We start from the raw sequence: 24,448 nt of genomic DNA, 5'->3' as shown, positions 1-24,448 counted from the left end.
CGTGCGGGGCTTTTTGTGTGCGCGGACGCTTGCGTCCCGCATCCGCGCTCTCGCGGGACGTGGTAGCAAGCGCGCAAAAAGGCGGGGCACCCATGTCGAGTGTCCCGCCTCGTTCGATTCTCTATGCAAGTTTGCCTGGAGCGCCGCCGGCTCGGAACGTCGCTGGCCCGGAAGCGCGTCGCCTCCGCGTCAGCCTAGCTCTAGACCAGCTTCAGGTGCGGGCGATCGTCACCCTCGCCGTGGCCGCAGCAATCGTCGCCGTGGCCACCGCAGCAGCAGTCGCCCTCGCTGTGATCGTAGCCGCCGCAGCAGCCCTCGCCCTCGCCGTGGCCGTGCTCGCCGCCGCAACAACCGCAGCAGCATCCGTCATCCTCGGGGAAGGTCCAGTTCGCACGCTCGGCGAGCATCTGCTCGACGCGCTTCTCGGTGTCCTCCGCGCTTTCGTGCTCGTAGGTGACCTCGGCCTCAGTCGCGAGGATGTTCCTCACCTTCGTGCGAACGGCGACGCGCATGAGGTCATCGAGTGCGTTGTGGGCACGTGCGTCCTCGATGATCTGCTTCGCCATGGTGGGTGAAACCTCGAGTACGCCGGGCAGCTCGGACTCGTCGGCGACGATGGCATACTCGTCTGCGAAGGCGTCAAGCGCGGCCTCCTGGGTGGCGAGTTCGATCGCCTGGTTGGCGAGCATGGCCTGGAATTCCTCCGGGCTCATGCCCATGCCGGAGAGGACGGCCTCGAGGGGCAGGCCCTGCTGCTGGGTGTACTGCTGGTAGCCCTGGATGAGGCTGTCCGATGCCGTCTGGACGAGCTGGGCGGGGACGCTCTGCTCGAGGCGCTTGGCGAGCTCAGTGGCGCAGAGCGAGGCCTTGGAGAACTCCGAGTACGCCTGGTTCATGTGTTCCTGCTCGGTGCGAATCGCATCGCGCAGGGCGGAAAGGGACTCGATGCCCTCGAAGTGCTCGGCGACCCACTCATCCGACGGAGCGTCCTCGCCCGCGTGGCCGCGAGAGCGCAGTGCGCCGTTGAGCTCGGCCTCGACCTCGCGCTCGCTGATGTGAGGGACGGTGATGGTGATCTGGACGGGGTCGTACGAGGAGAGCGTGAAGTGATAGTGGCCCTCGATGAATAGGGGCTCGGGCTTGTTGGCCATGGGTCCTCCGGTGCGTGTGTTTGCAGACTGTAGTAGCGTACCCCTAACTAAGGCAGCCAACCACGCCGAGATGGGCGCGAGGGGAGAACCGTGGCAAAAGACGAGAAAATCGCTGAGGAGGGCGAGCTGTTCCGCACGCACATCGGCGGTTCGGCGCTGACCGAGGGTGTGATGATGCGAGGCAAGCTCTCGTGGGCCGTTGCCGTGCGCGAGCCAAGTGGGCACATCTACATCGAGGAACACGAGCTGCCGGACCCGGCGGCGCGTCCCGCCTGGTGCCGTTGGCCCCTCGTGCGTGGCTGTGTTTCGTTCGTCGTGTCGATGGCGCTCTCGTTCAAGGCGATGAATCTCGCCGCGGACCACGCCTATGACGCGGAGGGCGAGACTTTCGCGTCGCTTCTCGCCGCCGGGCGCGACGCCTCCGCCGCTGAGTCTGCCACCCCAGGCGCCATGTCGCCTCTCTTGATGGGCGTTTCCGCCGTGCTGGGCGTCCTTCTCGGCGCGGCGCTCTTTATGGTCGTCCCGGTTTTTGTGGCGAACCTGCTGGTAGGGGACTATGCCCCCGAGAACGCCATTCGCTGGAACCTCGTCGAGGCGTGTCTCCGCATCGCGATCTTCGTGGTCTACATCTGGGCTATCGGCCTCATGCCGGACATGCGCCGTGTCTTTGGCTATCACGGCGCGGAGCACCTCTGCATCCACTGCTTCGAACATGGCCTGCCGCTCACGCCGGAGAACGCCAGGCGCTTCTCGCGCCTGCACGTTAGGTGCGGAACGGCATTTCTCATCATGACGATGCTCGTGGCGATCTTCGTGAACACGCTCGTGCCCGTGGCGCTGTGGGCGGAGGAGTGGGGCCTCGCGGGTGCGGGCCGCACGGCGTTCATCGCGGCGAGCCGCATCGTGCTGCTCCCCCTTGTTGCGGGCCTTTCCTACGAGGTCACGGTGAAGTGGGCGGGCGCCCATCCCGAGCTGCGACTCGTTCGCGTCGTGCTGTGGCCGGGTCTGCAGATGCAGCGGATCACCACGCGTGAGCCCGACGACGGCATGCTCGAGTGCGCGATTGCCGCGCTCGAGTGCGTGCGCTCGCGCGAGGAGGCTGCCGGCATAGATGTCGGCACGCGCCGCGTGGGCTAGACGCAGCGCCGAGTCGCGGGCCCAACCGCTCGGTTGTGTACACGAAAATCTGCAAAATCGTGTACACGCTGTACACGAAATCGCATTAGCGCGTTCTTTTCTTGCGCACCATAAGACGGCAAAAATATCTCTAGCGCTTCGGGCTGAACAGGTTCGCGACGACGCCGGCCGCGCTGGTGCCGGCGTCGGCGATGCCCTTGGAGATGGCCTCGCCCACAAGCAGGCCGACGACCTCCGTCACGGCGTCGCGCACGTCCGTGTCGATCGTGGAGTAGGCGCGCGCTACGCGCAGGTACGACGCCGGCGCGTCCTCGGAGAGCTCGCCCATCGTCTTGCCGCCCGCCTCGAGCGCGTCGAAGAAGCAGCTCGTGAACCTGCGGCGGAAGTCCATGTCGTGATCCTTGATGGCGTTCGAGAAGATCTCGCCAAAGCGAAGCGCCCGCGCGTCGATCGCGTCGCGGCGCTCGAAGCGATTGCCCTTGACCTGCCAGTTCATGCCGCTGTGCTGCATGACGCCCGAGGTCGCCGAGGCGACGACCTCGTATGGGTACGGCTGGCTCATAATTTGGCCCACGACGCAGAACTCAGGCACATAGCGGCGCACCTTGGGCGCGATCGCCTCGAGCTTGGCCCCGTTCACGGTGCTCTCGTCAAAGCCGGGGCCGTCGTGCACCCAGACATCAGCGACGCGGCGCTGCGTGCGCCAGCCAGACATCGCCACGGCATAAACGGCCAGGTTGGCACCCTTGGAGTGGCCGCCCACGCGGAGGGTTCCGCGAGTCGACTTGCGTGTTGCCTCGAGGTATTCGAGCGCGCGCGTCTGGGCGCCCACCACGGTGTAGGTCATGGCGAAGTCCTCGCGCCACCCGGCGAACGTGTCATCCGTGCCGCGGAAGGCGACGTACGTGCTGCCGTCTCCCAACTTCACGCTAATGGCGGCGAACTGCTCGCCCGCCACGTCATCCAGGTGCTCCGCATAGTGGAAGAGGCGCGCGTTGGCGAAGCGCTCGCTTACCGCCATGGCCTCGAGGACGAGGGGCGTGAGGGGAGAGACGAGGCCGCCAGGGGCGCCGTCATCCTCCACGTGGAGAGCGGCAAAGCGCTTGGCTGCCTGGCGAACGGTGATGCCGTGCCCCTCCTCATCCACGACGTCAGAGAGGTCAAGATACGAGAGTTGGCACAGAATGAGGCTGTCTACCTCGTTGAACGGGTCGATATCAAAGGTGAGGTCTCCTCGCCAGGAGAGGTAGTCGAGGATGTTGCCCATGCGCTGCCCTTCGCTCTTGTCTGCCATGCACCCATGATGCCCAGAATCGCGGACATCCTTGCGGACGATGCCCCGCGTCTGCGCCGTGCCTTCACAACTGCCGTGCCGTGCGTCCGCGCCGCCGCGCCCCGCGCGCCAGCGCCGTGCGCCCGTGTCTGCGCCGTGCCTTCACAACCTGGGGTTCAGCGGTGCACGCCGCGCCCGTCTCGGGGTATGATACGTGGGCTTATTCGAAAGGGGATCCATGTATCTGAGGCGCGACAAGCTCTAGCTACCTTGCCATGATGCCGCCGGCAAAGCCGCTGCGGCCCCTCACCCCTGTCGATTTTGCGACCGCGCGGGCCTCGCCCCGGCCGCCAACCACCCAAGGAGTTCACATGCGTGACAAGCTTGAGAAGCTGATTCTGGCTTATCAGGAGCTCGAGAAGAAGCTCTCCGATCCGTCGGTCGTCTCCGATCAGAAGGAGTACGCGCGCCTCGCCAAGGAGCACGCCAGCCAGGCTGACCTCGTTGCCGCCGCCCGCGAGTACCTCGGCGCCCTCGATGACATCGAGGCTGCCAAGGAGATGCTGCGCGACGCCTCCGACGCGGACGAGAAGGAGATGCTCCAGGAGGATATCTCCGCCAACGAGGAGAAGCTTCCCCAGCTCGAGGAAGACATCAAGTTCATGCTCATCCCCGGCGACCCGAACGACGAGAAGGACACCATCGTCGAGATTCGCGCCGGCGTGGGCGGCGACGAGGCGGGCATCTTCGCCGGCGACCTCTTCAAGATGTACGAGCGCTTCATTGCCAGCAAGGGCTGGAAGACCGAGATCCTCTCCAGCAGCCCGTCCGATTCCGGCGGCTTCAAGACCATCGAGTTCAAGGTCACGGGCGACAAGGTCTACTCCGTCATGAAGTACGAGAGTGGCGTCCACCGCGTCCAGCGCATCCCGAAGACCGAGAGCCAGGGCCGCATCCAGACCTCGACGGCCACCGTCGCGGTTCTCCCCGAGGCCGACGAGATCGACATCCAGATCGATCCCACCGAGCTCCGCATCGACACCTATTGTGCCTCCGGCCCTGGTGGTCAGTGCGTCAACACCACCTACTCCGCCGTGCGCATCACGCACCTTCCCACCAACACCGTGGTGCAGTCGCAGGACCAGCGCTCCCAGATCCAGAACCGCGAGGTCTGCATGCAGATGCTGCGCGCCCGCCTGTACGAGCAGGAGCTCGAGAAGCAGCAGGCCGAGCTCGGCGCCGAGCGTCAGAGCCAGATCGGCCACGGCAACCGTTCCGAGAAGATCCGCACATACAACCAGCCGCAGGATCGCGTGACTGATCACCGCATCGGCTTCAACAGCACCTACAACGCGGTGCTGCTTGGTGACGGCCTCTCCTCCGTGATCGAGGCGCTCGCCGCCGCGGATCGCGCGGAGAAGCTCGCCCAGCAGGTGTAGCGAACGGGGCCAGCGGGCCCACGAATTAAACGAGAAGGCCGGCAGGGGAGTGCCCTTGCCGGCCTTTTTGCCTTGCGTCTGCTCGCGGCGACTACGCCGCGTGTGTGCCGTGCGAGTCATGCGGCGTCGCGTCCGCGTTTTCTCGCCCGCGGCGTGGCCTCGTTGCGATGCCCGGCGCCCTACGCGTGCGTGCGATGGTCCTGGTAGTTGGCGAGATACGTCGCGAATTCCGGCGAGGTGTCAGAGTTGCCCGTGCGCCAGGCCTTGTGGTCGATGATGACGCTGGGCTCGCTCTGGCCCATCTCTGCGAAATAGGCGTCGATGTAGGCGATAAGGCCGTCGAGCGCGTTGAGCTGCTCGGCGGGGTAGTCGCCCTCGCCGCCCACATGCACCATCTCGATGCCCACGGAGTACGAGTTCATGCCGTAGTCCGGGCAGGAGGTGCCAATCGAGGTGGTCCCGCGCTTATCGTCGCGACTCTCGTCCTCCACGCCGTAGAGCTCGTTGTGGCCGGCGTCGCCAAACCCGGCGTGATGCGCGATGCGGTCGATTCCCACGCACTGGGCGATGTGACCGTCCTTGCCCACCACATACTGGGCGGCGACGAGATTGCCGTTGCCTGCCCAGTAGCTGATGATGTCCTCGGGCGCACCGTCGCCCTCGGTGTCGTGGAGCACGATGTACTTCTGGTATTCGACGGGCTTGGGGCCGTGGTCAAGCTCCTCATGCATGACCCGGCTGATGTCGAGGAGGGCGAGGAGCTCCTCTGCCGTGGGCTCCGGGCTGTTGGTCTGGGACTTCTCGAACGTCTCGCTCTCTGTTGTGGCGGGAGAGCGCGGAGATGCCAGGGGTTCGACCTCGCGGGGGCGACTGGCCCTGAGCGCCGCGAGCCCGCCGACACCTGCGACTGCCACTCCCGCGACTGCGATGATCGCCGTGCGCCTGTTGACGGCGGGCGTGCTGTCCGGCGCGTCTTCTCTCATGTGACGTGGACTCATGGCTGGCTTACAGGTTGCTGGAGCCGCGGGCCTGCTCGATGGCCTTGATGGCATCAGCGTTCTGCTGCTCGGTCGCGCTCAGGGTCACGGTTGAGTCGAACGTGTCGGGATCAATGGGGTTTCTCGTGTACCAGGGCTTGCTGTTGAAGTAGCTCTGGAGCTCCGGGTCGCGGAAGCCGCGACCGTGGCGCGCGTAGATTTCGTTGCGCGCATACCAGAGCTCGTCCGTACTGAGCTGCTCGAGCTCCGCCGTCGAGTAGACGCGCGTCTGGACGTCCGGGAGGATATAGTCGCCGCTCGCGGGCATTACCGGAGTTGCCGGGGTTGCCGGTGTTGCTGGCGTTTCTGGCGTTGCGGGTGTTTCGGGTGTTGCGGGCTGGCTCTCTGCGGACGCGGCGCTGGTCGCCGGGGCCTCGTGCTTGGGCGCGATGACGCCCAACGGGTCGAGGACGATGAAGACCGCTGCCGCCGCGGCGACGAGGACGATGGCGGCGATGACGGCGGCGAGCGTTCCGCGGCTCATCCCATTCTGCGGCGTCTGGCTGGCGGAGCTCTGACCGTAGTCATATGCGGGCTGCTGGGGAACGCTCTGGTAGACGGGCTGGGCGGGAGCCTGATACGTCTGCTGCGTGGTGGCACCGTATGCCTGCTGGGCGGGAGCCTGATACGTCTGCTGCGTGCCGATGCCGTACGCCTGCTGGGCGGGAGCCTGATATGACTGCTGCGTGGTGGCACCGTATGCCTGCTGCGCGTCGCCCTGGTTGAAGTACGGATATGCCACCGTGGGCTGTGACGCCACCTGCGCGGGCTCCTCGGCGCTGCGCTCGGGGAAGAGGGGCTCCGTGATGGGCTCTGGGCTGACCGGCGTGGTGAGGCCCTGGTCGAGATAGGTCGTAGGTTGTGCGCTCATCGGCGTGGGCTGCGCGCTTGCGGGCGCGACGACGGTCTGCGAGGGGTCTGCTTCCTGCCGGGGGACCGGAGTGACAACGGGCTGTCCGCAGCTGGTGCAGAAACGGGAGCCTTCGGGCAGCGTGGCTCCGCAGTGGGTGCAAAACATGGGCTCTCCTCGCATCGTGGTCTGGCTATGTGCAGTCTAGCGCTCGAGACGAGGCGTGTCGCTTTCAGCTCAGTGGCAAACGGAGTGCGTTGCTTGTCAGATTTCGAGGCCGCGCCCTCCTTGCGGTTAGTATTGATGCGACAAACTCCGCGCGGTGCGGCGACACGCCGGCCGAGCGCCAAGAATCGGGAGGACCCATGTCCCAGGAGAACGTCTGGACCATCAAGCGCTGCCTCGAGTGGACCCGCGATTACCTCGCGTCCAAGGGGGATGACCACGCTCGCCTCTCCGCGGAGTGGCTGCTTAGTGCCGCGACGGGCAAGGACCGCACGGGCCTCTACATGTCCTATGACGAGCCGCTCGATCCCGCCGAGCTCAACCTCATGCATGGGTTCGTCGCCCGCCGTGCCAAGGGGGAACCGCTCCAGTACATCTCTGGTAAGACGAGCTTCCGCTTCATCGAGGTCGCCTGCACGCCCGGCGTCCTCATCCCCCGCCCGGAGACCGAGCTTCTGGTCGACGCCGCCCTCGAGGGCATTGACGCCGCGGCCGCGGCACCCGAGCTCCGCGTGCTCGAGGTCGGCTGCGGAACGGGCTGCGTGAGCTGTGCTATCGCAAGCGAACGCCCGGGCACTCGCGTTACCGCGACGGATATTTCGCCCGTCGCCGTCGGCCTTGCGCGCAAGAACCGCGACGCCCTTGGCCTCACGGATGCGGTCGACATCGTGGAGTGCGACCTCGCCTCTGGCGTGTCCGAGGGGCTCATGGGCACGTTCGCCGTCCTCGTCTCGAATCCTCCCTACATTCCGGACGAGGTGATGCGCCAGCTCCCTTCTGAGGTCGCAGATTTCGAGCCCGAGCTCGCGCTTGCCGGCGGCGCGGATGGCCTTGATATGTACCGTCGCTTGCTTGACCTCGCGCCCCATGCCCTCATGCCGGGTGGCATGTTCGCCGTCGAGCTTCACGAGGAGTGCCTCGATGCGGCTGCGGATCTCGCGCGTGCCCAGGGCGGCTGGAAGAGCGTCGAGGTTCGCCATGACCTTACGGGTCGCCCCCGTTTTCTTGTCGCTGTTCGCGAGGGGGAGCTTCCCGCGGCTGAGCCCGAGCGCCTTCCGGAGGGCCGCATCGAACCGTGCGATCAGGGCGAGCCTTCGCCCGAGGTAATTGAGGATGCGGCCTCTGTGCTTCGCGCCGGCGGGGTCGTCGTCATGCCGACGGACTCCGTCTATGGCATCGGTGCCGCCGCGCTGCCCGGCAACCCCGGCCATCGCCGCATCTTCGATATCAAGCGCCGCGATCTTGCGCAGACGCTCCCGCTGCTCGTGGCAGACCCGGAGGAGCTCGATCGCCTCGCGACGGATGTCCCGTCGTGGGCGCGTCATCTGGCAGAGCGTCTCTGGCCCGGTGCCCTTACGCTCGTGGTTCGCGCAAGTGAGGCGGTGCCGCCCGAGTTTTGCCGCGAGGACGGCACGGTGGCCCTGCGCGTGCCTGACTCGCCTCTCGTACGCGCGCTTGCCCGCGAGGTGGGCCCGCTTGCCGTTACGAGTGCTAACACGCATGGCATGCCGGCGCCGGCGACCTCGGATGACATCGAGAGGCGCATCGCTGAGGCGGCGGACCTCACGCTCGCGGCTGGCCCCACGCCTGCGGGCGAGGCGTCGACCATCGTCGACGTGACCTCCGCCGAACCCCGCATCGTGCGCCAGGGTGCCATCCCGGCGGATGTCATCGAGGCCCTCGCCCAGGCGTAGCGCCGCCCGTCGCTCCCGTCGAGCTTGCCGGAATTACCGCTCACCAAAAAGTGAGGGCCTTCGTGCGGGTCTACGGCCCTCCCACCGACGCGTCCGGGCGCGCGCGGGAACACTCCCATACGCTGTGGAAGGTGACAATAAGCGGCCAGAGGCGGTTAGGAGACGGACATGGCAACCATCATGGACAGCGTTATGAGCTCGGCCGTGAGCCCCGTGGGGCTGGGCGGAACGCCGGCTTCCGATGGCTGCATCATGGCGCTCGACGCCGGCACGACGAGCGTTCGCGCGATCCTTTTTGACGAATTTGGCCGCCGCATAGCCGTGGCGCAGCGGCCGCTCACCATGAAGTACCCGCATCCTGGCTGGGTGGAGCAGGATCCGGTTGAGATTCTCTCCGCGCAGGTCGCCTGTATGATCGAGGTGCAGTTCAAGAGTGGAATCCACTCGAACCGCATCAACGCCATTGGCATCACAAACCAGCGCGAGACCGTCATCGTGTGGGATTGCCAGACCGGCCAGCCCATCTATGACGCCGTCGTGTGGCAGTGCCGCCGCACCGCACCGCTCGTTGAGAGGGTCGTCGCGGAGGGCCACGGCGAGCTCATCCGTGAGCGCACCGGTCTCGTGCCAGACGCGTACTTCTCCGCGGCCAAGATCGCCTGGATCCTCGACAACGTCGACGGCGCCCGCGAGATGGCGGAAGCGGGCCAGCTCATGTGCGGCACGGTCGACACGTGGCTCATCTACAACCTCACCCGCGGCAAGGTCCACGCGACGGACTTCACGAACGCAAGCCGCACGATGCTCTTCGACATCCACAAGCTCGACTGGGATGACGAACTCTGCGAGATCTTCGGCGTGCCGCGCTCCATGCTGCCGGAGGCGCGCCCCTCGTCCGGCGACTTCGGCGAGGTCAGCGCGGACATCATGACGCATCATCCGCGCATCCTCGGTGTCGCAGGAGACCAGCAGGCGTCGCTCTTTGGCCACTGCTGCTTTAAGCCTGGCAGCGTCAAGAACACGTACGGCACGGGCTGCTTCATGCTCATGAATCTCGGCGGCGATGCCGTGACCTCCAAGAACGGTCTTGTCACGACCATCGGCATCGCCGAGGGAGGAGCCATCGACTACGCGCTTGAGGGCTCGGTGTTTCAAGCTGGCTCCGTCATCCAGTGGCTGCGCGACGGGCTGGGCCTCATCGATAGCGCGGAGGAGACGGCCGCGCTCGCGCGCTCCGTGCCGGACACGGACGGCTGCTACGTCGTGCCGGCGTTCACGGGCCTTGGCGCGCCCTGGTGGAGGTCCGATGCTCGCGGCGTCATAGCGGGCATCACGCGCGGCACGGACAAGACGCGCCTCGTGCGCGCGGCGTGCGAGTCCATGGCCTATCAGACCTATGACATCCTCAAGGCCATGGAGGCGGATTCCGGCCATGCCCTGACCTCGCTCGAGGTCGATGGGGGAGCGGCCAACAACCCCTTCATCATGCAGTTCCAGGCAGATCTTCTCGGCATTGACGTGGTGCGTGGCCAGACGTCCGAGAGTACCGCCCTCGGCGCCGCGTTCCTCGCAGGGCTCGCGTCGGGCTTCTGGGCCGACAGGGACGAGCTCGCGGGCCTTTTCGAGGATGAGACGCGCTTCTCTCCCGAGATGGCGGAGGAGCGCCGCGAGGAGCTTCTCGCCGGTTGGCACGAGGCCGTGCGACGCACTCTGGCGTAGTCGTTGTGGCTGGCGCGCGAGGGTGGGTTTGCGCCATGCCGTGCGGGCGTGCTGGGCTTGCCAGGTATCTGTTCGTCCGTCGTCGCGCCCGCCTCACCGCGCCCTGTTAATCCGCACCTCCTGCCCTCAATTCCTCGCAGCGTGGTACGCTTCTTCGAGTACGAGCGCGCGCACCGCGCGAGGAGCGCGTCGGTAGCGGCGCGCCGATGACAAAAAGGAGATTCACATGCGCATCGTCGTTGCATCCGATCACGCCGGTTTCTGCCAGAAGGACGTCATCTGCGATTTCGTCCGCGGCCTTGGCCACGAGGTCGAGGACCTTGGCCCCGAGACCGCCGACCGCGTCGACTACCCCGACTTCGCCGACAAGGTCGCCCGCCGCGTTTCCGAGGGCACCGCTGACCGCGGCATCCTCATCTGCGGCACTGGCATCGGCATGGCCATGACCGCTGACAAGGTCCCCGGCGTGCGCGCCACCGTCGTCCAGACCAACAAGTTCGCCGAGCTCTGCCGCGAGCACAATGACTGCAACGTCCTGTGCCTCTCCGGCCGCTTCACCGCTCCGATGGACAACTGCCAGTTCGTCGAGACCTTCCTGACCACCGAGTTCGGCGGCGGCCGTCACGAGGGCCGCGTCGCCAAGATCATGGCCGAGGACGAGCGCTAATGGCACAGCTCGACGCGATCGGGCTCACGCCAGAGCAGCGCGCCCGCATGACCGTCGTCGATCACCCGATGGTCCAGCACAAGGTCGCCATCCTGCGTGACGAGTCCACGGGCACCAAGCAGTTCCGCGACCTCGTCCGCGAGCTCGCGATGTTCGAGGGCTACGAGGCGACGCGCGACTTCCCGCTCGAGCCGGTGGAGGTCACCACGCCGCTCGAAACCTGCACCTGCCACAAGATCGCCGGTAAGAAGGTCGCCGTCGTGCCCATCCTCCGCGCCGGCCTCGGCATGGTCGACGGTATTCTCGAGCTCGTTCCCGCTGCTCGCGTGGGCCACATCGGCATGTACCGCGACCCAGAGACCCACGAGCCGCACGAGTACTACTGCAAGCTGCCCGAGGACGTCGACAAGCGCACTTGCCTCGTTGTGGACCCGATGCTCGCGACCGGTGGCTCCGCCATCGCCGCAATTGACTACCTGAGGCGTTCAGGCGTCTCAGACGTTCGTCTGCTCGTGCTCGTGGCGGCTCCGGAGGGCGTTCGTGCGGTGCTCGAAGCGGATCCTAGCGTCCGTCTCTATACGTGCGCGCTTGATCGCGAGCTGAATGACCACGCGTACATCCTGCCCGGCCTCGGCGATGCGGGCGACCGCATCTTCGGCACGCTGTAGCCATGACGCCGAGTGCCTTCATAGGCGGTGTCGCCATGGGACTGTTGGGCGTGCTGCCTCTCGTCATTCCGCTGGTGCGTATGGCCAGGCGGGGAACGGGGCCGTCGAACGGAAACATCGGTGCCCAATGCGCGATTGGCGTGATGGCGTCTTTTGCGATTCTCACGCTTGGCATAGGCGCGGCGAGCCGCCTCTGGCCCGACTCCCTGGTGGGTTGCTCGTCTATCGCCGTCGCGGAGTTGCTCGTCATTTCGACGGTGTGCGTGCTTAAGACGAGGCGTTTCTTGCCTTAGGTTCCCGGACGTGCGTAATTCCCCATGGGTCCTAGGGTGCGGCTAGTTCCCCCTAGGTCCCTCAGAGGCGCGGGTAAAACGTTTTTTGTCAAATACGGTCCCCTCGAGCATCTGGCTCGAGGGGACCGTTCCTATAGCAGAATTCAAATGATCATGTAGGCGAGAACATTTGCTCAAATTGGTCCGAAATTAGCGTAGATGTACTTTACAAATTATCGGATATCCCCTGATAAAAGAGGTGCAAAAAAGTTGCGCCATGCTAATCCGGAAGTGCTACCATGCCGATTCGATAAAAAGAAAAAGGCCGGACGGCCCATTCTTTCGGCAAGCGGCAATCTGCAACATTGAGGAGAAATGTCGTGACAAGTCGTGTTATAAAGCCACTAGGGGGCATAATCACTAAAACCTGTGCGGAGCAAACCTCCGGGCGGAATCGTGGTCTTTGGCTACGATTCCTCCGGGGCTAGCGAAAGGATGATGCATGTCTCCACTTGATGCGCTTCCTGAGGAGATTGACGAGCTCCTCGATGGATTTATGTCGCATTCCATTTTCGGCAACATGACAGTGGGCCTGACGACCTACGCCTTCTGGCTGTTCGTCGCCCTAACGTTGCTGCTCGTTGTCCTCTTTGTCTTCAAGAAGAAGCAGTCTGAGAGCCTCGTGCCGCAGGGCACCTTCGTGAACGGCGTCGAGTTCGTAGTTCAGTACATTCGCGATGACGTCGTAAAGGGCATTTGCGGTGAAACGTGGAGGAAGCACTTCCCGTTCCTCTGCACCATGTTCTTCTTCATTCTTGCCAACTCGATCGTCGGCATGATTCCTGGCTGTCATCCCGGCACGGGCACCATTGGCGTAACGGCTGCCGTCGCGATTTGCTCGTTCGTTTACTTCGTTGTCCTTGGTTGCAAGCGCATGGGCGTCATTGGCTACATCAAGAGTCTCTCGCCCAAGGGCGTTCCGTGCCCGATCAACATTCTCGTTGCCTTCATCGAGTGCTTCTCGAACATCCTGCGCCCAATCACGCTTGCCATTCGTCTGTTCTGCAACATGTTTGCGGGCCACATCGTTATGGGCGTGTTCGCCATTCTCGCGTCTCTGTTCGTTGAGCCGCTTCTCAATGGCTTCTCGGTTGTTGCCCTTGGCAATGCCACTGCGTCGATCTTCTGGGTTCTGCTCCTTATCGGCATCTATGTCGTGGAGATTCTGGTCGGTGTCATTCAGGCCTATGTCTTCACCCTTCTCTCCGCCGTTTACATTCAGCAGGTCGAGCAGGAGCACTAATAGCTTGCCTGCCATGTGCTAATGGCGCCGCCGGCTGTGCCGGCAAATCCCAACCAACGCCGGTATGACCGGCACCCCAATCAAAGCCGATTCATCGGTAAATCTGGTACCTGGCAGGTGAAAATCCTGCTTCGTATGAAATAGCTCACGAGATCGTCCGCAAAGGAGCGGGCGACAAACAAAGGAGGAATCGTGGGAACCATCGGTTACGGTCTCTGTGTTATTGGCGCCGGTTTTGGCATCGGCCTTACGGCTTTCGGAGCCACCCGTGCTATTTCTCGCCAGCCTGAAGCTGAGGGTCGTCTCTTCACGATCTTCATTCTGGGCTCCGCGTTCATCGAGGCCCTCGCCCTTATCGGCTTCGTCGTTACGCTGATTTCCTAATCAGCCGACGCCGAGTACGCTAAGTGGAGGCAAGAGTATGAACAGCAACACGAAGAGGTGCGGGCTTGTCGGCGTAATCACCGCTCTCGCCGTCCTTATCCCGACGCCCGCTTTCGCGGAGGCGCCGAGCGGTCCGGAGATTCTGCTTCCCAAGATGGCGGAGTTCATTCCTGCCCTTATCGCTTTTCTCATTATCTGGGTCGTCGCGGCCAAGTTCGTCTGGCCGTCCGTCCTGGGCATGATGGATCAGCGTCAGCAGAAGATCCAGGGCGACCTTGATGCCGCCGCGGCTGAGAAGGCCAATGCTGTCAAGGAGCATCAGGAGTATCAGGCTCAGATCGCCAACGCCCAGAACGAGGCCGATGAGATCATCGCCGAGGCCAAGGGCCAGGCCGAGGCTGAGCGTGCCCGCATTCTCGCCAAGGCTCAGGAAGAGGCCGCGGCTACGGTCGCCAAGGCTCGCGACGCCGTTAGCTCTGAGCGCCGCAAGGCCCTGGCTGAGCTCTCTGATTCCGTCATCGATCTCTCGGTTGAGATTGCCGGCAAGATTATCGGCAACAGCCTTAGCGACAGCGATCAGCGCAAGCTGGCCGAGAAGTACCTCATGGAAGTGGGCGGCGGACATGACAGCGACGCCTAACGATAACGCGAGGTCCGAGAAGTCCGAGAAGTACGCTCGTGCCCTCATCGAAGCTGCGCGTCAGGAGGGTAGGGCCAACAAGGACCTCGTCCAGTGGAAGCACGCGATGAAGTTCTCCTTCGAGGTTCTCGAGACCCTCTCTGCGATGCGCAACGAAGACGACCTCGATCTTATCAGCGACGTCGAGCGTGCCTACAATGAGCTTCTCGAGTCCGAGGATGAGACCGTCTCCGTCACGGTGACAACCGCCGTCCCCATGGACGATGATCTTCGCGCCAAGGTTCGTGCGAAGGCCGAGAAGGAGCTCAATGCTCCGATTTACCTGGTCGAGCGCGTTGAGCCGTCCATCATTGGCGGCATCATTCTTGAGGCTTACGGCAAGCGCTTTGATGCTTCTGTCAAGGCCCAGCTCGCCAACATTCGCAAGACGCTTACCTCGACCTCTATTGGAAGTGATGATTAATGGCAGACCAGATCAGCTCTGAGGTGATTCTGCGCACGTTGCGCGAAAACCTTGCGCAGATCAACGCCGCGGTTGACGAGCAGGAGGCGTCTGTCGTTACCGAGGTGGGCGACGGTATCGCTCACGTCGCGGGCCTCAAGTCCGCGATGGCTGGCGAGCTTCTCCAGTTCACGAGCTCCGTCTCCGGCAAGTCCGTCTACGGTCTTGCTCAGAACCTCGACAATGAAGAGGTCGGCGCCGTTCTCTTTGGTGAGGTCGACGCCATCAAGGAGGGCGACGAGGTCCGCACCACGGGCCGCGTCATGGATATCCCTGTTGGTCACGCGATGCTCGGTCGAGTCGTTAACCCGCTTGGCCAGCCCATTGACGGCAAGGGTCCCATCAACACGACGCACCGTCGTCCGATCGAGTTCAAGGCTCCTGGCATCATGGAGCGTCAGCCGGTGTGCGAGCCGGTTCAGACCGGCCTTCTCGCTGTCGACGCCATGGTTCCTATCGGACGTGGCCAGCGAGAGCTCATCATCGGTGACCGCAAGACGGGTAAGACCGCCATCGCGATTGACGCCATCATCAACCAGGCTGACACTGACATGATTTGCGTCTATGTCGCCATTGGTCAGAAGGCGTCCACCGTTGCTGCCATCAAGGGCACGCTCGAGGCTCACGGCGTTCTCAACAAGACGATCATCGTTGCTGCTACCGCTGCGGATTCCGCCCCGATGCAGTACATCGCGCCTATGGCCGGTGCCGCTATCGGTGAGTACTTCATGTACAACGACGCCAATGGTAACCCCGCTGACGCCGAGCACCCCGGCGGACACGCCCTCGTCATCTACGACGACCTCTCCAAGCAGGCTGTCGCCTATCGTCAGATGTCGCTTACGCTGCACCGTCCGCCCGGACGCGAGGCTTACCCGGGTGACATCTTCTACCTGCACTCTCGTCTTCTCGAGCGCGCCTGTAAGCTTTCTGACGCAAACGGCGCCGGTTCGCTCACGGCTCTCCCGATCATCGAGACGCAGGAGGGCGACGTTTCCGCCTACATCCCGACGAACGTGATTTCGATTACCGACGGTCAGATTTACCTGCAGTCTAACCTGTTCTTCCAGGGCCAGCGCCCGGCTGTTGACGTGGGCATTTCCGTGTCCCGAGTTGGCGGCGCCGCGCAGATCAAGGCCATGAAGCAGGTCGCCGGTACTCTCCGCCTGGACCTCGCTAGCTACGCTGAGAAGCAGGCGTTCGCCCAGTTCGGTTCTGACCTCGACGCCTCGACGCGCTATCAGCTTTCGCACGGTGCTCGCATGACCGAGCTCCTCAAGCAGAAGCGTTACTCCGCTCTCGACGTCGCTGACCAGATCATCGTTCTGTTCGCGGGTAAGGAGGGCTTCCTGGACGATCTCGACGTCGCTCAGATTTGCCCCTTCCGTGATGGACTTGCTGCCTACATGCAGGAGCGCCACCAGGCGGTCCGCAATGAGGTTCGCACGAGCAAGATCTCGGACAATACGTCCGAGCGCCTTAAGGAGCACATCGCCAGCTTCAAGAAGAAGTTCCTGCTCCAGCACCCCACCAAGGAGATGCTCGCGGCTAGGGAGCTCGAGGCGCAGTCCGCTGACACCAACCAGAAGAAGGCGTAGGGCACCAGCTCATGTCGAATCTTCGTGAAATTCAGAGGCGCATCTCCTCGGTCAAGGCGACCATGCAGATCACGCGCACGATGGAGATGGTTTCCACGGCGAAGATCCGCAAGGCACTCGACCGCGCCGAGGAGGCTGAGCCGTACAAGGACGCGATCAGCCGAATGCTGGCCGCTGTCGTGGGCACTGGTCTCAAGGATGAGCAGCCGCTGCTCGAGAGGCGTGGTACGGAGAAGAACGTTCTCTTCATCGTTATCGCGTCCGATCGTGGACTTGCCGGTGGCTTCAACATCCAGCCCGAGCGCGAGGTTCTTCGTAAGATGGACCGACTCAAGGCGAAGGGTGTCACGAGCCATCTGATCACGAGTGGCCGTAAGCCGACCGACTTCTTCGCGCATCGTGGAGTGGACCCGGTGATTAGTTTCGTCGGTACCTCCTCCGAGCCCACGATGGACCAGGCGGATCAGATTGCCACGTACGTCATGGATGCCTATGCAAAGGGCACCATTGACCGCGTGGAACTGAACTACTGGCACGCGAAGAACCGCTTCGAGCAGGTGCTTGTTAGTGAGCAGCTTCTCCCGATCGACCCGGATGTGTTCAAGTTGCCCAATGAGCCGCGCAACCGCGAGGCTCTGACGACGGTCGAGCACGACTATCGCACCGAGTTCGACTTTGACCCGTCTGCATCCGAGGTTCTCGGCTACCTTATCCCGGCCTATGTCCGCACCGTGATCTTTCATGCAATGCTTGATTCGGCTGCGGCAGAGCACGGCGCGCGCCGTCGCGCGATGCACTCCGCGACGGAGAATGCGGAAGAGGTCGTCAACGACCTCAGCCGTACGTACAACCGTGTGAGGCAGGGCTCCATCACCACTGAGCTCAACGAGATCATCGGCGGCGCGGCCGCATTGGAGGACAAGTAATGTCAGAAACCACTGAGAAGAGGTCGGTGCTCGAGGAGGCGGCCCTCGATATCAAGCACCGTAGTGTCGGAGACGGCACCATCATCAGCATCGTGGGCTCCATCGTCGACGTTAAGTTCGACGACGACGTCCCCGCGATTTATAACGCCCTTACCGTCAAGGGCGAGACCCCGATCGGCGCCATCAACCTCACGCTTGAGGTCGAGAGCCTGCTTCCGGGCAACATCGTTCGTTGCGTCGCCATGGCCTCCACCGACGGCCTTCAGCGCGGTCTCCGTGTCCACGACACGGGTGCCCCGATGATGATGCCCGTCGGCCCTCAGACCCTTGGCCGCGTCTGGAACGTCGCTGGCAAGCCTGTTGACGGCATGCCCATGCCGGATAACATGCAGCTTTACCCGATTCACCGTCCTGCTCCGCAGTTCGAGGACATCACCACCCAGACCGAGATCTTCGAGACCGGCATCAAGGCCATCGACCTTCTCGAGCCCTATGTTCGTGGTGGTAAGACTGGTCTGTTCGGCGGCGCAGGCGTCGGCAAGACGGTTCTGATTCAGGAGCTCATCAACAACCTCGCCCAGGAGCACGGCGGCACCTCGGTGTTCACCGGCGTCGGCGAGCGCACCCGTGAGGGCACTGACCTGTACCTTGAGATGAGCGAGTCTGGCGTCATCAATAAGACCTGTCTCGTCTACGGTCAGATGAACGAGCCGCCCGGAGCACGTCTGCGTGTCGGCCTCGCTGGCCTCACCACGGCTGAGTACTTCCGTGACCAGGGTCAGGACGTTCTTCTGTTCATCGACAACATCTTCCGCTTCTCCCAGGCTGGTTCCGAGGTCTCCGCACTTCTCGGCCGCATGCCGTCCGCCGTTGGTTACCAGCCCACGCTGGCCACCGAGATGGGCGACCTGCAGGAGCGAATCACGTCGACCAAGGAAGGCTCGATCACCTCGGTCCAGGCCGTCTATGTCCCTGCCGACGACCTCACCGACCCGGCTCCTGCCACGACGTTCACGCACCTCGACGCCACGACGGTTCTGTCGCGTAGCATCGCCTCCCTCGGCATCTACCCGGCAGTCGACCCGCTGGCGAGCTCGTCTGACGCCCTCGACCCCAGCGTTGTCGGCGACGAGCACTATCGCGTGGCGACCGCCGTCCAGGAGACCCTGCAGGAGTACACCGACCTTCAGGACATCATCGCGATTCTTGGTATGGACGAGCTTTCTGAGGAGCAGCGCCTGGTCGTTGACCGCGCGCGTAAGATCCAGCAGTTTCTCTCGCAGTCCTTCCACGTCGCCGAGAAGTTCACGGGCAACCCGGGCGTGTACTGCCACATCGAGGATACCGTTCGCTCCTTCGCCGCTATCGTCGACGGCGAGTGCGATGACATCCCCGAGCAGGCCTTCCGTTACGCCAGCACCATCGAGGACGTGCGCGATCGCGCCGCCAAGATGGCCGCTGCCGAGAACGCGGCTGAGTAGGGGCGGATCTGATGGGCTACCTAACCTGCAAGTTTGTGAGGCCTGACAAGCAGATCTTCGAGGGTAAGGTTGCCTCGGTTGTGCTCGCAACGTACACGGGCGAGCTCGGCATCCTCCCCGGCCATGCTTCAGAGATTTGTGCTCTGGGCAACGGCGTGGTTCGCATGAACCTTCTGCCGGAGGATGGCGGTGGCGTGCGCCGTGTCGTGGTTTCTGGCGGTTATGCCGAGGTGCACAAGAACACCGTCGTCGTTATCGCCGATCACGCTCGTCGCGAGGATGACATCGAGCCGAATGTCGTTCTGGCCACTCGTAAGGCTGCCGAAGAGTCGAGGGACGCCCTCCCTGAGGACGATCACCAACGCGCCTACTACGAGAATAAGATTGCTTGGTGCAATCAGCTTCTCGCCCAGGCAGAGAAGGCTGGCAAGCTCAAGCATTAGCCAATTGGCATCCTTGAGGCTTGACTCGATTACAATTAGGCAATGGATGTAACCCGATGGGCGTCCGCGTGCGGGCGCCCATCTTGTCATGGAAGGCCAACGGAGGAGGAACATGGACGTCATCAAGGTTGAGGGTGGGCATCCCATTACCGGTGAGGTCAGGGTCGAGGGCGCTAAGAACTCGGCGCTTAAGCTCATGGCGGCGACCATCATGGCTCCGGGCGTGAACACGCTCACGAATGTCCCCAACATCTCCGATGTCCATGTCATGGGTAAGGTCCTCAAGCGTCTCGGCGCCAAGATTGACGTTCTGGATGAGCACACGCTCGTCATCGATACCACGCACGTGGACAAGTGGGAGGCGCCGTACGAGCTCGTCGTCAAGATGCGTGCCTCGACGGCCGTTATGGGGCCGCTCCTGGCTCGCTTTGGCAAGGCCGTTATCGCCATGCCTGGCGGATGCAACCTCGGAGCTCGCAAGATCGACATGCATATCCTTGGCCTTGAGGCGCTTGGCGTGCACTTCGAGACGACCCACGGCAACATGCATGCCAGCGCGCCCCATGGCATCGTTGGCGCCAACGTCACCCTTGAGTTCGCGAGTGTTGGCGCGACGGAGAACCTGATCATGGCCTCCGTCCACGCGAGCGGCACCACGATTATCGACAACGCTGCTCGTGAGCCTGAGATTGTCGACCTCGCCAACATGCTTAACGAGATGGGCGCGAAGATCACCGGCGCGGGTACCCCCGTCATTCAGATCGAGGGCGTCGATGCGCTCCATCCCGTCACGCATGCCGTCGTTGGCGATCGTATCGAGGCTGGCACCTTCATTGCCGCTGCGGGCATGACCGGCGGCCCCATTCACGTTACTGGCTTCAAGCCCGAGCACCTCGGTCTTGTTCTCAAGAAGTACGAAGCCATGGGCATGCGTATCGAGCGCGAGGAGGATGGCGTCATTGCCTCCGCGGACTCGCGCCTTAAGGCGGTGGACATTCAGACGCTGCCGTTCCCTGGCTTCCCGACGGATATGCAGGCTCAGACCATGGCCATGCTTGCCCTTGCGGACGGCCAGTGCGTCATCACCGAGAATATCTTCGAGAATCGCTTTATGTTTGCCGGCGAGATTGCCCGCATGGGTGCCGATATCCGCGTCGAGGGCCATCATGCCATTGTCCGCGGCGTCGAGGGCCTTTCCGGAGCCCAGGTTGAGTCCCCCGATCTGCGCGGCGGGGCGGCGCTCGTGCTCGCCGGTCTTGTAGCGGAGGGGGAGACCACGGTTTCTGCCATCCATCACATCGAGCGTGGCTATGAGCACTTCGTAGACAAGCTTGGCGCGCTCGGCGCGAAGGTGTGGCGCGATACGGTTCCTGACGTCGAGATCGAGGACTAACGCATGCCCGCGCACTCTGAATGGGATCCGGGCAAGACTGGCTTCTACGACTTCGATCGCACGACTTCGGGGTCCTCTTACCACGAGCGCATGGTTCGCCGCACGTCCAGGAGGCGCGCGATCATCGTGGTGGCGGTTGCGCTTGGGGTGGTTCTTGCCGTCATATGCGGCATCGTTGTCGCAGGTGGATCCTCGGTAGAATAATCTGTATGCATAGTAAGCCGTGCGTTCTTCCGTGGCTTACAGGGGGCGTTTCAAAAGCTGGAGGTATTGGCATGAGGGCTAAGAACGAGGGGCATGAGCTTTCGAACGCCGGTGAGGACTATCTCGAGGCAATCTATTGCGTTCTACTCGAGCATCCTGGCGACAATGCCGTTCGCTCGGTAGACGTTTCGGAGCGACTTGACGTCTCGAAGGCGAGCGTGAACAAGGCGCTCTCCGCTCTAAAGGAAGGTGGCTTCGTCGAGCAGACTCGCTATGGCCGTGTCGAGCTGACGGAAGAAGGCCGCGAGTATGCCGCGCGCGTTTGGCGTCGTCACCGCATGCTTAGGAGCTTCCTAAATCACGAGCTGGGCGTGGAGGAGGACGTTGCGGACGAAGAGGCGTGCCTCATGGAACATGCCCTGTCCGAGGACACGACTCGGCGTCTCATGGATTATCTAGAGCGTCAGGGCGTTGCCATCGATAGCGAATAGGCTGCTGTCTGGCGGCTGTGTGAGGCCGGCGTGTGCGGACGCCCAAATTAGAACCGTATGAGCGGGATGCGTTCACGTCTGCCGAACGCACCCCGCTCTTTGTATGAAGACCGCCCAACCGCAGCACGGCGGCGGTACCATCCCACACACCAGATCATGGACCCACACGCGCGTGGTGTCGGTCCCGCGCGTGTGGGTTGCGCGTCGGAGAATGGAGCATCGTGAAGGCAATCATCCCTGCCGCTGGTCTTGGCACTCGCTTTCTTCCTGCCACCAAGGCGGTTCCCAAGGAGCTCCTGCCCGTTCAGGGCCTGCCTGTGATTCAGCATGTCGTTGAGGAGGCCCTTGCGGTTGAAGGGGTTGACGGCGTTGTCATCGTCAACTCTCACGATAAACCTGCCATTGAAGAGCACTTTGCCAAGAATGGAGAGCTAGAAGATCTCCTGCGTTCGCGTGGCAAGGAAGACCTTGCGGCGGGTGTCGAGCACGCTGCTTCGCTGCCTGTATCTTTCGTCTATCAGGATGAGCCTTTGGGTCTCGGTCACGCGGTATTGCAGGCTGCGCCCGCCATGGACGACGATCCTTTCCTGATTCTTCTTGGCGACTATTTCGTGCCCGATCACGAGATGTGTCGTCGCATGAAGGAGGTCTCTGATGCCCATGACGGCGCCTCGGTCATCGCGGTGGGCGTCGTTCCAGCTGACGAGGTCTCGCGTTACGGCATTATCGGGGGGAAGTGTGTTTCCGGCGGTGACCCCGAGGCCCCGGGTGCCGTCTGGCTCGTGGGTAATATGGTCGAGAAGCCTGCTCCCGAGGACGCTCCCAGTCATCTCTTCATCGTGGGTCGCTACCTGCTTTCTCCCCGCGTAATGGAGCTTCTTGCGACGCAGGGCCCCGGTGCCGGTGGCGAGGTTCAGCTCACTGACGCCATGCTCCGCCTTCTCGACGAAGAGGAGATGTACGCCATCGTGGTCGATGTTGACGAGGGTCGTGACACGGGGACCCCGGCTGCCTGGGCTGGTGTTGCCGCTCGTGCCGCGCTTGAGGATCCCTCGACTCGTGCGGAGTTCCTCGAGGCCCTTGGCGCAGCGGCGGATCTCATCCGCTAGCTGTCCAGGCCTTTGTGCCGCACACGTATCGATGCGACCCCGCGCGGCTTTGCGCCCGTGGGGTCGCTTACTGTCCTGCCGTCATCTTGGAGGATATACGGCTATGAACGTCATTAACTTCACTGGCGATGCGTGGGAAGCGCGCGTTGGTGACGGAGATCCATACGAGGACGCGCTGCGCATCGCGGACGCTGTTGGCGAACTCGCCCATGAGCTGAATCCCGATGCTCGCGTCTACGTTGGCTTTGATTCACGGTCTTTGTCTCGTTCGCTTGCGCCCGAAATGGCTGAGGTTGTCGCCGGACACGGTATTACGTGCTATGTCTCAGACGCCTGCTGCCCCTCGTGTGTGCTCGCCGAGGCTGTGAGGCTGGACTCCAAGGCCATTGGCGGAATCATGCTTACGGCAGGGAATAAGCCTGCAGACTACTTTGGGATTCGCGTCTGTATGGCAGACGGGTCGCCTGCCACGTCCGGCGACACGGATGTTCTCGAGAGCCATGTCGTGCCAGAGCTACCCTCTGTGCGAGGCGAAGCCGAGCCTGTTGACCTTATGACGCGTTATCTTGAGCGTACCTCGGGCTTTATCGATGGTGATGCCATTGCCGTGCAGGCCCCTCTCGTTGTGTGCGACCCGATGTACGGTTCTATGTGCGGACATGCCGCCCGTCTTCTGGGCTCGCTCGGTGCGCGTGTCATCGAGATTCATGCGGATGACGAGGAGGACTTCGGTGGCCTCCATCCTGACGCCGCGGAACCGTGGATTGACGAATGCGAACAGGTGGTTGGCGATCAGGGTGCCGCGTGGGGCGTTGCAATAGACGGTGCGGGTGAGCGCATAGCGCTCATTGATGAACTCGGACGATATGTCACGCCCCATAAAATGCTCGCTCTCATAATGGGCTACCTCGTGCGAGAGCGCGGGATTACGGGGCGCATGGTAGTTCCGATTTTCGTCTCATCTGTCGTGCGAAGGCAGGCGGCGCGTCTCGGTCTTCAGTTGACGGTTACTCCAGCCGGCTATATGTGGATGCGTGAGGAGATGCTCGCCGGCAACGTCGTGTGTGCGGGTGATGCCCTGGGCGGGGTCGGGATACCCGCGCTTGGACTCGAGCGCGATGCTCTTGCTGCGGCTGCCGTTCTGGCAGATTGCATTGCCCGCGATGGCAGGCCGCTCTCCGTGATATCTGATGCTCTCGATGAGGAACTCGGGCGAATGTACTACGGGCGTCGCGAGGTTCGCATGGGCGCAGGAGCCATCCAGATGTTGAGGAACTATCTCCCCGGACTGAATCCCGCGGAAATGGCGGGGATGAAGACCATTTCCGTTTCGCACTCCGCGGGAAGCCTTCGGGTGGAGTTCGAAGGCGACGCATGGGCGCTCGTTCGGCCAAGCGCTTCTTCGCCCACCGCGCTTGTGTGCGCAGAGGCACCTACCAAGGCCGATCGTGACGCACTCTTAGACGCTGGGGCGGCGCTAGCGCTTGAGCCGCTTGAGTTGGGTAAGGAGTAAAGCTCCCGTAGTAAGTAGGGTGGCAAAAGAATCTGCGAGAAGCGGGGCATCGGATGTACCGATGCCCCGCTTCTCTATCCGTGCTACGTGGCGGCGAGAGGAGATAGTTGCTGAGCCTCATGCCAATGAGGTGAGAAACGACTCGCTATCGCATCACTATCAGGGAAAACAAGGCGGCAAACCGGATTCGTGACGCTCCGCTTCTAAAACCCGATTCTCCCGAGTTGTGTGCGTCCCGTGGAGACGCCCCCACCCCCTTGCGGGCGGCCCCGGGGGCGCGTATATTTCATCCCTGCGCCGCGGCCGGCGGGTCCCACGGGACGGGCGGC

23 protein-coding genes are annotated in these 24,448 nt (G+C 63.1%); 19 read left to right on the top strand and 4 right to left on the bottom strand.

Translation table 11 applies throughout. The features are described 5' to 3' along the window. Positions 1 to 200: 200 nt before the first annotated feature. On the bottom strand, positions 201 to 1,151 hold the full coding sequence (locus Q0H23_RS07310; RefSeq protein WP_293837054.1) for a hypothetical protein: 951 nt from the start codon (positions 1,149 to 1,151) through the stop codon (positions 201 to 203). 90 nt (positions 1,152 to 1,241) lie between these two features. Here Q0H23_RS07310 and Q0H23_RS07305 point away from each other — a divergent pair, with 90 nt between their 5' ends. After that, a complete protein-coding gene (locus tag Q0H23_RS07305; RefSeq protein ID WP_293837052.1) occupies positions 1,242 to 2,288 on the top strand; it encodes a DUF1385 domain-containing protein in 1,047 nt (348 codons plus the stop codon). A gap of 130 nt (positions 2,289 to 2,418) precedes the next feature. Here Q0H23_RS07305 and Q0H23_RS07300 read toward each other — a convergent pair whose 3' ends face one another. Continuing rightward, positions 2,419 to 3,582, bottom strand: a complete 1,164-nt coding sequence (locus tag Q0H23_RS07300) for an Mbeg1-like protein (protein ID WP_293837050.1) — start codon at positions 3,580 to 3,582, stop codon at positions 2,419 to 2,421. Positions 3,583 to 3,932: 350 nt separating this feature from the next. Between Q0H23_RS07300 and prfA the strand changes: the two genes are divergently transcribed. Beyond that, complete coding sequence (gene prfA, locus Q0H23_RS07295) at positions 3,933 to 5,000, top strand: peptide chain release factor 1 (protein WP_293837048.1); 1,068 nt, start codon at positions 3,933 to 3,935, stop codon at positions 4,998 to 5,000. Between the two features lie 179 nt (positions 5,001 to 5,179). On the opposite strand, the gene Q0H23_RS07290 is transcribed toward prfA, so the two are convergent. Beyond that, positions 5,180 to 5,983, bottom strand: coding sequence for a peptidoglycan recognition family protein (locus Q0H23_RS07290; RefSeq protein WP_293837046.1), 804 nt, complete (start codon positions 5,981 to 5,983; stop codon positions 5,180 to 5,182). A gap of 22 nt (positions 5,984 to 6,005) precedes the next feature. Beyond that, positions 6,006 to 7,055, bottom strand: coding sequence for a YARHG domain-containing protein (locus tag Q0H23_RS07285; protein WP_293815695.1), 1,050 nt, complete (start codon positions 7,053 to 7,055; stop codon positions 6,006 to 6,008). Between the two features lie 197 nt (positions 7,056 to 7,252). Between Q0H23_RS07285 and prmC the strand changes: the two genes are divergently transcribed. The 17 genes from prmC to Q0H23_RS07195 all read left to right on the top strand — a co-directional run bounded on the left by prmC (position 7,253) and on the right by Q0H23_RS07195 (position 24,119). Next, positions 7,253 to 8,806, top strand: coding sequence for a peptide chain release factor N(5)-glutamine methyltransferase (gene prmC / locus Q0H23_RS07960; protein WP_366509950.1), 1,554 nt, complete (start codon positions 7,253 to 7,255; stop codon positions 8,804 to 8,806). 192 nt (positions 8,807 to 8,998) lie between these two features. Next, positions 8,999 to 10,525, top strand: a complete 1,527-nt coding sequence (gene glpK / locus Q0H23_RS07270; RefSeq protein WP_293837076.1) for a glycerol kinase GlpK — start codon at positions 8,999 to 9,001, stop codon at positions 10,523 to 10,525. A 226-nt stretch (positions 10,526 to 10,751) separates the two neighbouring features. Then, a complete protein-coding gene (gene rpiB, locus Q0H23_RS07265) occupies positions 10,752 to 11,192 on the top strand; it encodes a ribose 5-phosphate isomerase B (protein WP_293815692.1) in 441 nt (146 codons plus the stop codon). Further along, on the top strand, positions 11,192 to 11,860 hold the full coding sequence (upp, locus tag Q0H23_RS07260) for a uracil phosphoribosyltransferase (protein WP_293815690.1): 669 nt from the start codon (positions 11,192 to 11,194) through the stop codon (positions 11,858 to 11,860). Before rpiB ends, upp begins: the two co-directional genes overlap by 1 nt. Positions 11,861 to 12,634: 774 nt before the next feature. Beyond that, the gene (atpB, locus tag Q0H23_RS07255; protein ID WP_293815686.1) at positions 12,635 to 13,435 is read left to right on the top strand and encodes a F0F1 ATP synthase subunit A; all 801 of its coding nucleotides are present in this window, start codon (positions 12,635 to 12,637) and stop codon (positions 13,433 to 13,435) included. A gap of 192 nt (positions 13,436 to 13,627) precedes the next feature. After that, positions 13,628 to 13,819, top strand: a complete 192-nt coding sequence (locus Q0H23_RS07250; RefSeq protein WP_293815684.1) for an ATP synthase F0 subunit C — start codon at positions 13,628 to 13,630, stop codon at positions 13,817 to 13,819. Positions 13,820 to 13,856: 37 nt separating this feature from the next. Continuing rightward, a complete protein-coding gene (gene atpF, locus Q0H23_RS07245; protein WP_293815682.1) occupies positions 13,857 to 14,459 on the top strand; it encodes a F0F1 ATP synthase subunit B in 603 nt (200 codons plus the stop codon). Continuing rightward, entirely contained in the window at positions 14,443 to 14,922 is a 480-nt protein-coding gene (locus Q0H23_RS07240) for a F0F1 ATP synthase subunit delta (RefSeq protein ID WP_293815679.1), read from the top strand. Before atpF ends, Q0H23_RS07240 begins: the two co-directional genes overlap by 17 nt. Next, positions 14,922 to 16,559 (top strand): F0F1 ATP synthase subunit alpha, encoded by a 1,638-nt coding sequence (atpA, locus tag Q0H23_RS07235; RefSeq protein WP_293815677.1) that lies wholly within the window; start codon positions 14,922 to 14,924, stop codon positions 16,557 to 16,559. Before Q0H23_RS07240 ends, atpA begins: the two co-directional genes overlap by 1 nt. A gap of 11 nt (positions 16,560 to 16,570) precedes the next feature. Next, entirely contained in the window at positions 16,571 to 17,485 is a 915-nt protein-coding gene (atpG, locus tag Q0H23_RS07230) for an ATP synthase F1 subunit gamma (RefSeq protein WP_293815675.1), read from the top strand. Beyond that, a complete protein-coding gene (gene atpD / locus Q0H23_RS07225) occupies positions 17,485 to 18,966 on the top strand; it encodes a F0F1 ATP synthase subunit beta (protein WP_293837043.1) in 1,482 nt (493 codons plus the stop codon). Before atpG ends, atpD begins: the two co-directional genes overlap by 1 nt. Positions 18,967 to 18,977: 11 nt before the next feature. Then, on the top strand, positions 18,978 to 19,409 hold the full coding sequence (gene atpC, locus Q0H23_RS07220; RefSeq protein WP_293815988.1) for an ATP synthase F1 subunit epsilon: 432 nt from the start codon (positions 18,978 to 18,980) through the stop codon (positions 19,407 to 19,409). A 112-nt stretch (positions 19,410 to 19,521) separates the two neighbouring features. After that, the gene (murA, locus tag Q0H23_RS07215) at positions 19,522 to 20,802 is read left to right on the top strand and encodes a UDP-N-acetylglucosamine 1-carboxyvinyltransferase (RefSeq protein WP_293837041.1); all 1,281 of its coding nucleotides are present in this window, start codon (positions 19,522 to 19,524) and stop codon (positions 20,800 to 20,802) included. A 3-nt stretch (positions 20,803 to 20,805) separates the two neighbouring features. Beyond that, positions 20,806 to 21,006, top strand: a complete 201-nt coding sequence (locus tag Q0H23_RS07210; protein ID WP_293837039.1) for a hypothetical protein — start codon at positions 20,806 to 20,808, stop codon at positions 21,004 to 21,006. Between the two features lie 71 nt (positions 21,007 to 21,077). After that, positions 21,078 to 21,497 (top strand): metal-dependent transcriptional regulator, encoded by a 420-nt coding sequence (locus Q0H23_RS07205; RefSeq protein ID WP_293815995.1) that lies wholly within the window; start codon positions 21,078 to 21,080, stop codon positions 21,495 to 21,497. Between the two features lie 221 nt (positions 21,498 to 21,718). Further along, the gene (locus Q0H23_RS07200) at positions 21,719 to 22,606 is read left to right on the top strand and encodes a sugar phosphate nucleotidyltransferase (protein WP_293837037.1); all 888 of its coding nucleotides are present in this window, start codon (positions 21,719 to 21,721) and stop codon (positions 22,604 to 22,606) included. A 103-nt stretch (positions 22,607 to 22,709) separates the two neighbouring features. Continuing rightward, on the top strand, positions 22,710 to 24,119 hold the full coding sequence (locus Q0H23_RS07195; RefSeq protein WP_293837035.1) for a phosphoglucomutase/phosphomannomutase family protein: 1,410 nt from the start codon (positions 22,710 to 22,712) through the stop codon (positions 24,117 to 24,119). Positions 24,120 to 24,448 lie beyond the last annotated feature (329 nt).

It is taken from the genome of uncultured Parolsenella sp. (genome assembly GCF_934660935.1).
Classification (GTDB): Bacteria; Actinomycetota; Coriobacteriia; order Coriobacteriales; family Atopobiaceae; genus Parolsenella.
This window is presented reverse-complemented; position numbering and strand designations above follow the sequence as displayed.

What these genes read in the sequence shown, in the direction of transcription:
- rpiB (WP_293815692.1), top strand. Translation starts at nt 10,752, where the DNA reads ATGCGCATCGTCGTTGCATCCGATCACGCCGGTTTCTGCCAGAAGGAC.
- atpB (WP_293815686.1), top strand. Translation starts at nt 12,635, where the DNA reads ATGTCTCCACTTGATGCGCTTCCTGAGGAGATTGACGAGCTCCTCGAT.
- atpG (WP_293815675.1), top strand. Translation starts at nt 16,571, where the DNA reads ATGTCGAATCTTCGTGAAATTCAGAGGCGCATCTCCTCGGTCAAGGCG.
- atpC (WP_293815988.1), top strand. Translation starts at nt 18,978, where the DNA reads ATGGGCTACCTAACCTGCAAGTTTGTGAGGCCTGACAAGCAGATCTTC.
- glpK (WP_293837076.1), top strand. Translation starts at nt 8,999, where the DNA reads ATGAGCTCGGCCGTGAGCCCCGTGGGGCTGGGCGGAACGCCGGCTTCC.
- Q0H23_RS07300 (WP_293837050.1), bottom strand. Translation starts at nt 3,582, where the DNA reads ATGGCAGACAAGAGCGAAGGGCAGCGCATGGGCAACATCCTCGACTAC.
- Q0H23_RS07310 (WP_293837054.1), bottom strand. Translation starts at nt 1,151, where the DNA reads ATGGCCAACAAGCCCGAGCCCCTATTCATCGAGGGCCACTATCACTTC.
- Q0H23_RS07205 (WP_293815995.1), top strand. Translation starts at nt 21,078, where the DNA reads ATGAGGGCTAAGAACGAGGGGCATGAGCTTTCGAACGCCGGTGAGGAC.
- prfA (WP_293837048.1), top strand. Translation starts at nt 3,933, where the DNA reads ATGCGTGACAAGCTTGAGAAGCTGATTCTGGCTTATCAGGAGCTCGAG.
- atpF (WP_293815682.1), top strand. Translation starts at nt 13,857, where the DNA reads ATGAACAGCAACACGAAGAGGTGCGGGCTTGTCGGCGTAATCACCGCT.
- Q0H23_RS07210 (WP_293837039.1), top strand. Translation starts at nt 20,806, where the DNA reads ATGCCCGCGCACTCTGAATGGGATCCGGGCAAGACTGGCTTCTACGAC.
- Q0H23_RS07290 (WP_293837046.1), bottom strand. Translation starts at nt 5,983, where the DNA reads ATGAGAGAAGACGCGCCGGACAGCACGCCCGCCGTCAACAGGCGCACG.
- murA (WP_293837041.1), top strand. Translation starts at nt 19,522, where the DNA reads ATGGACGTCATCAAGGTTGAGGGTGGGCATCCCATTACCGGTGAGGTC.
- atpA (WP_293815677.1), top strand. Translation starts at nt 14,922, where the DNA reads ATGGCAGACCAGATCAGCTCTGAGGTGATTCTGCGCACGTTGCGCGAA.
- prmC (WP_366509950.1), top strand. Translation starts at nt 7,253, where the DNA reads ATGTCCCAGGAGAACGTCTGGACCATCAAGCGCTGCCTCGAGTGGACC.
- atpD (WP_293837043.1), top strand. Translation starts at nt 17,485, where the DNA reads ATGTCAGAAACCACTGAGAAGAGGTCGGTGCTCGAGGAGGCGGCCCTC.
- Q0H23_RS07195 (WP_293837035.1), top strand. Translation starts at nt 22,710, where the DNA reads ATGAACGTCATTAACTTCACTGGCGATGCGTGGGAAGCGCGCGTTGGT.
- upp (WP_293815690.1), top strand. Translation starts at nt 11,192, where the DNA reads ATGGCACAGCTCGACGCGATCGGGCTCACGCCAGAGCAGCGCGCCCGC.
- Q0H23_RS07285 (WP_293815695.1), bottom strand. Translation starts at nt 7,055, where the DNA reads ATGTTTTGCACCCACTGCGGAGCCACGCTGCCCGAAGGCTCCCGTTTC.
- Q0H23_RS07240 (WP_293815679.1), top strand. Translation starts at nt 14,443, where the DNA reads ATGACAGCGACGCCTAACGATAACGCGAGGTCCGAGAAGTCCGAGAAG.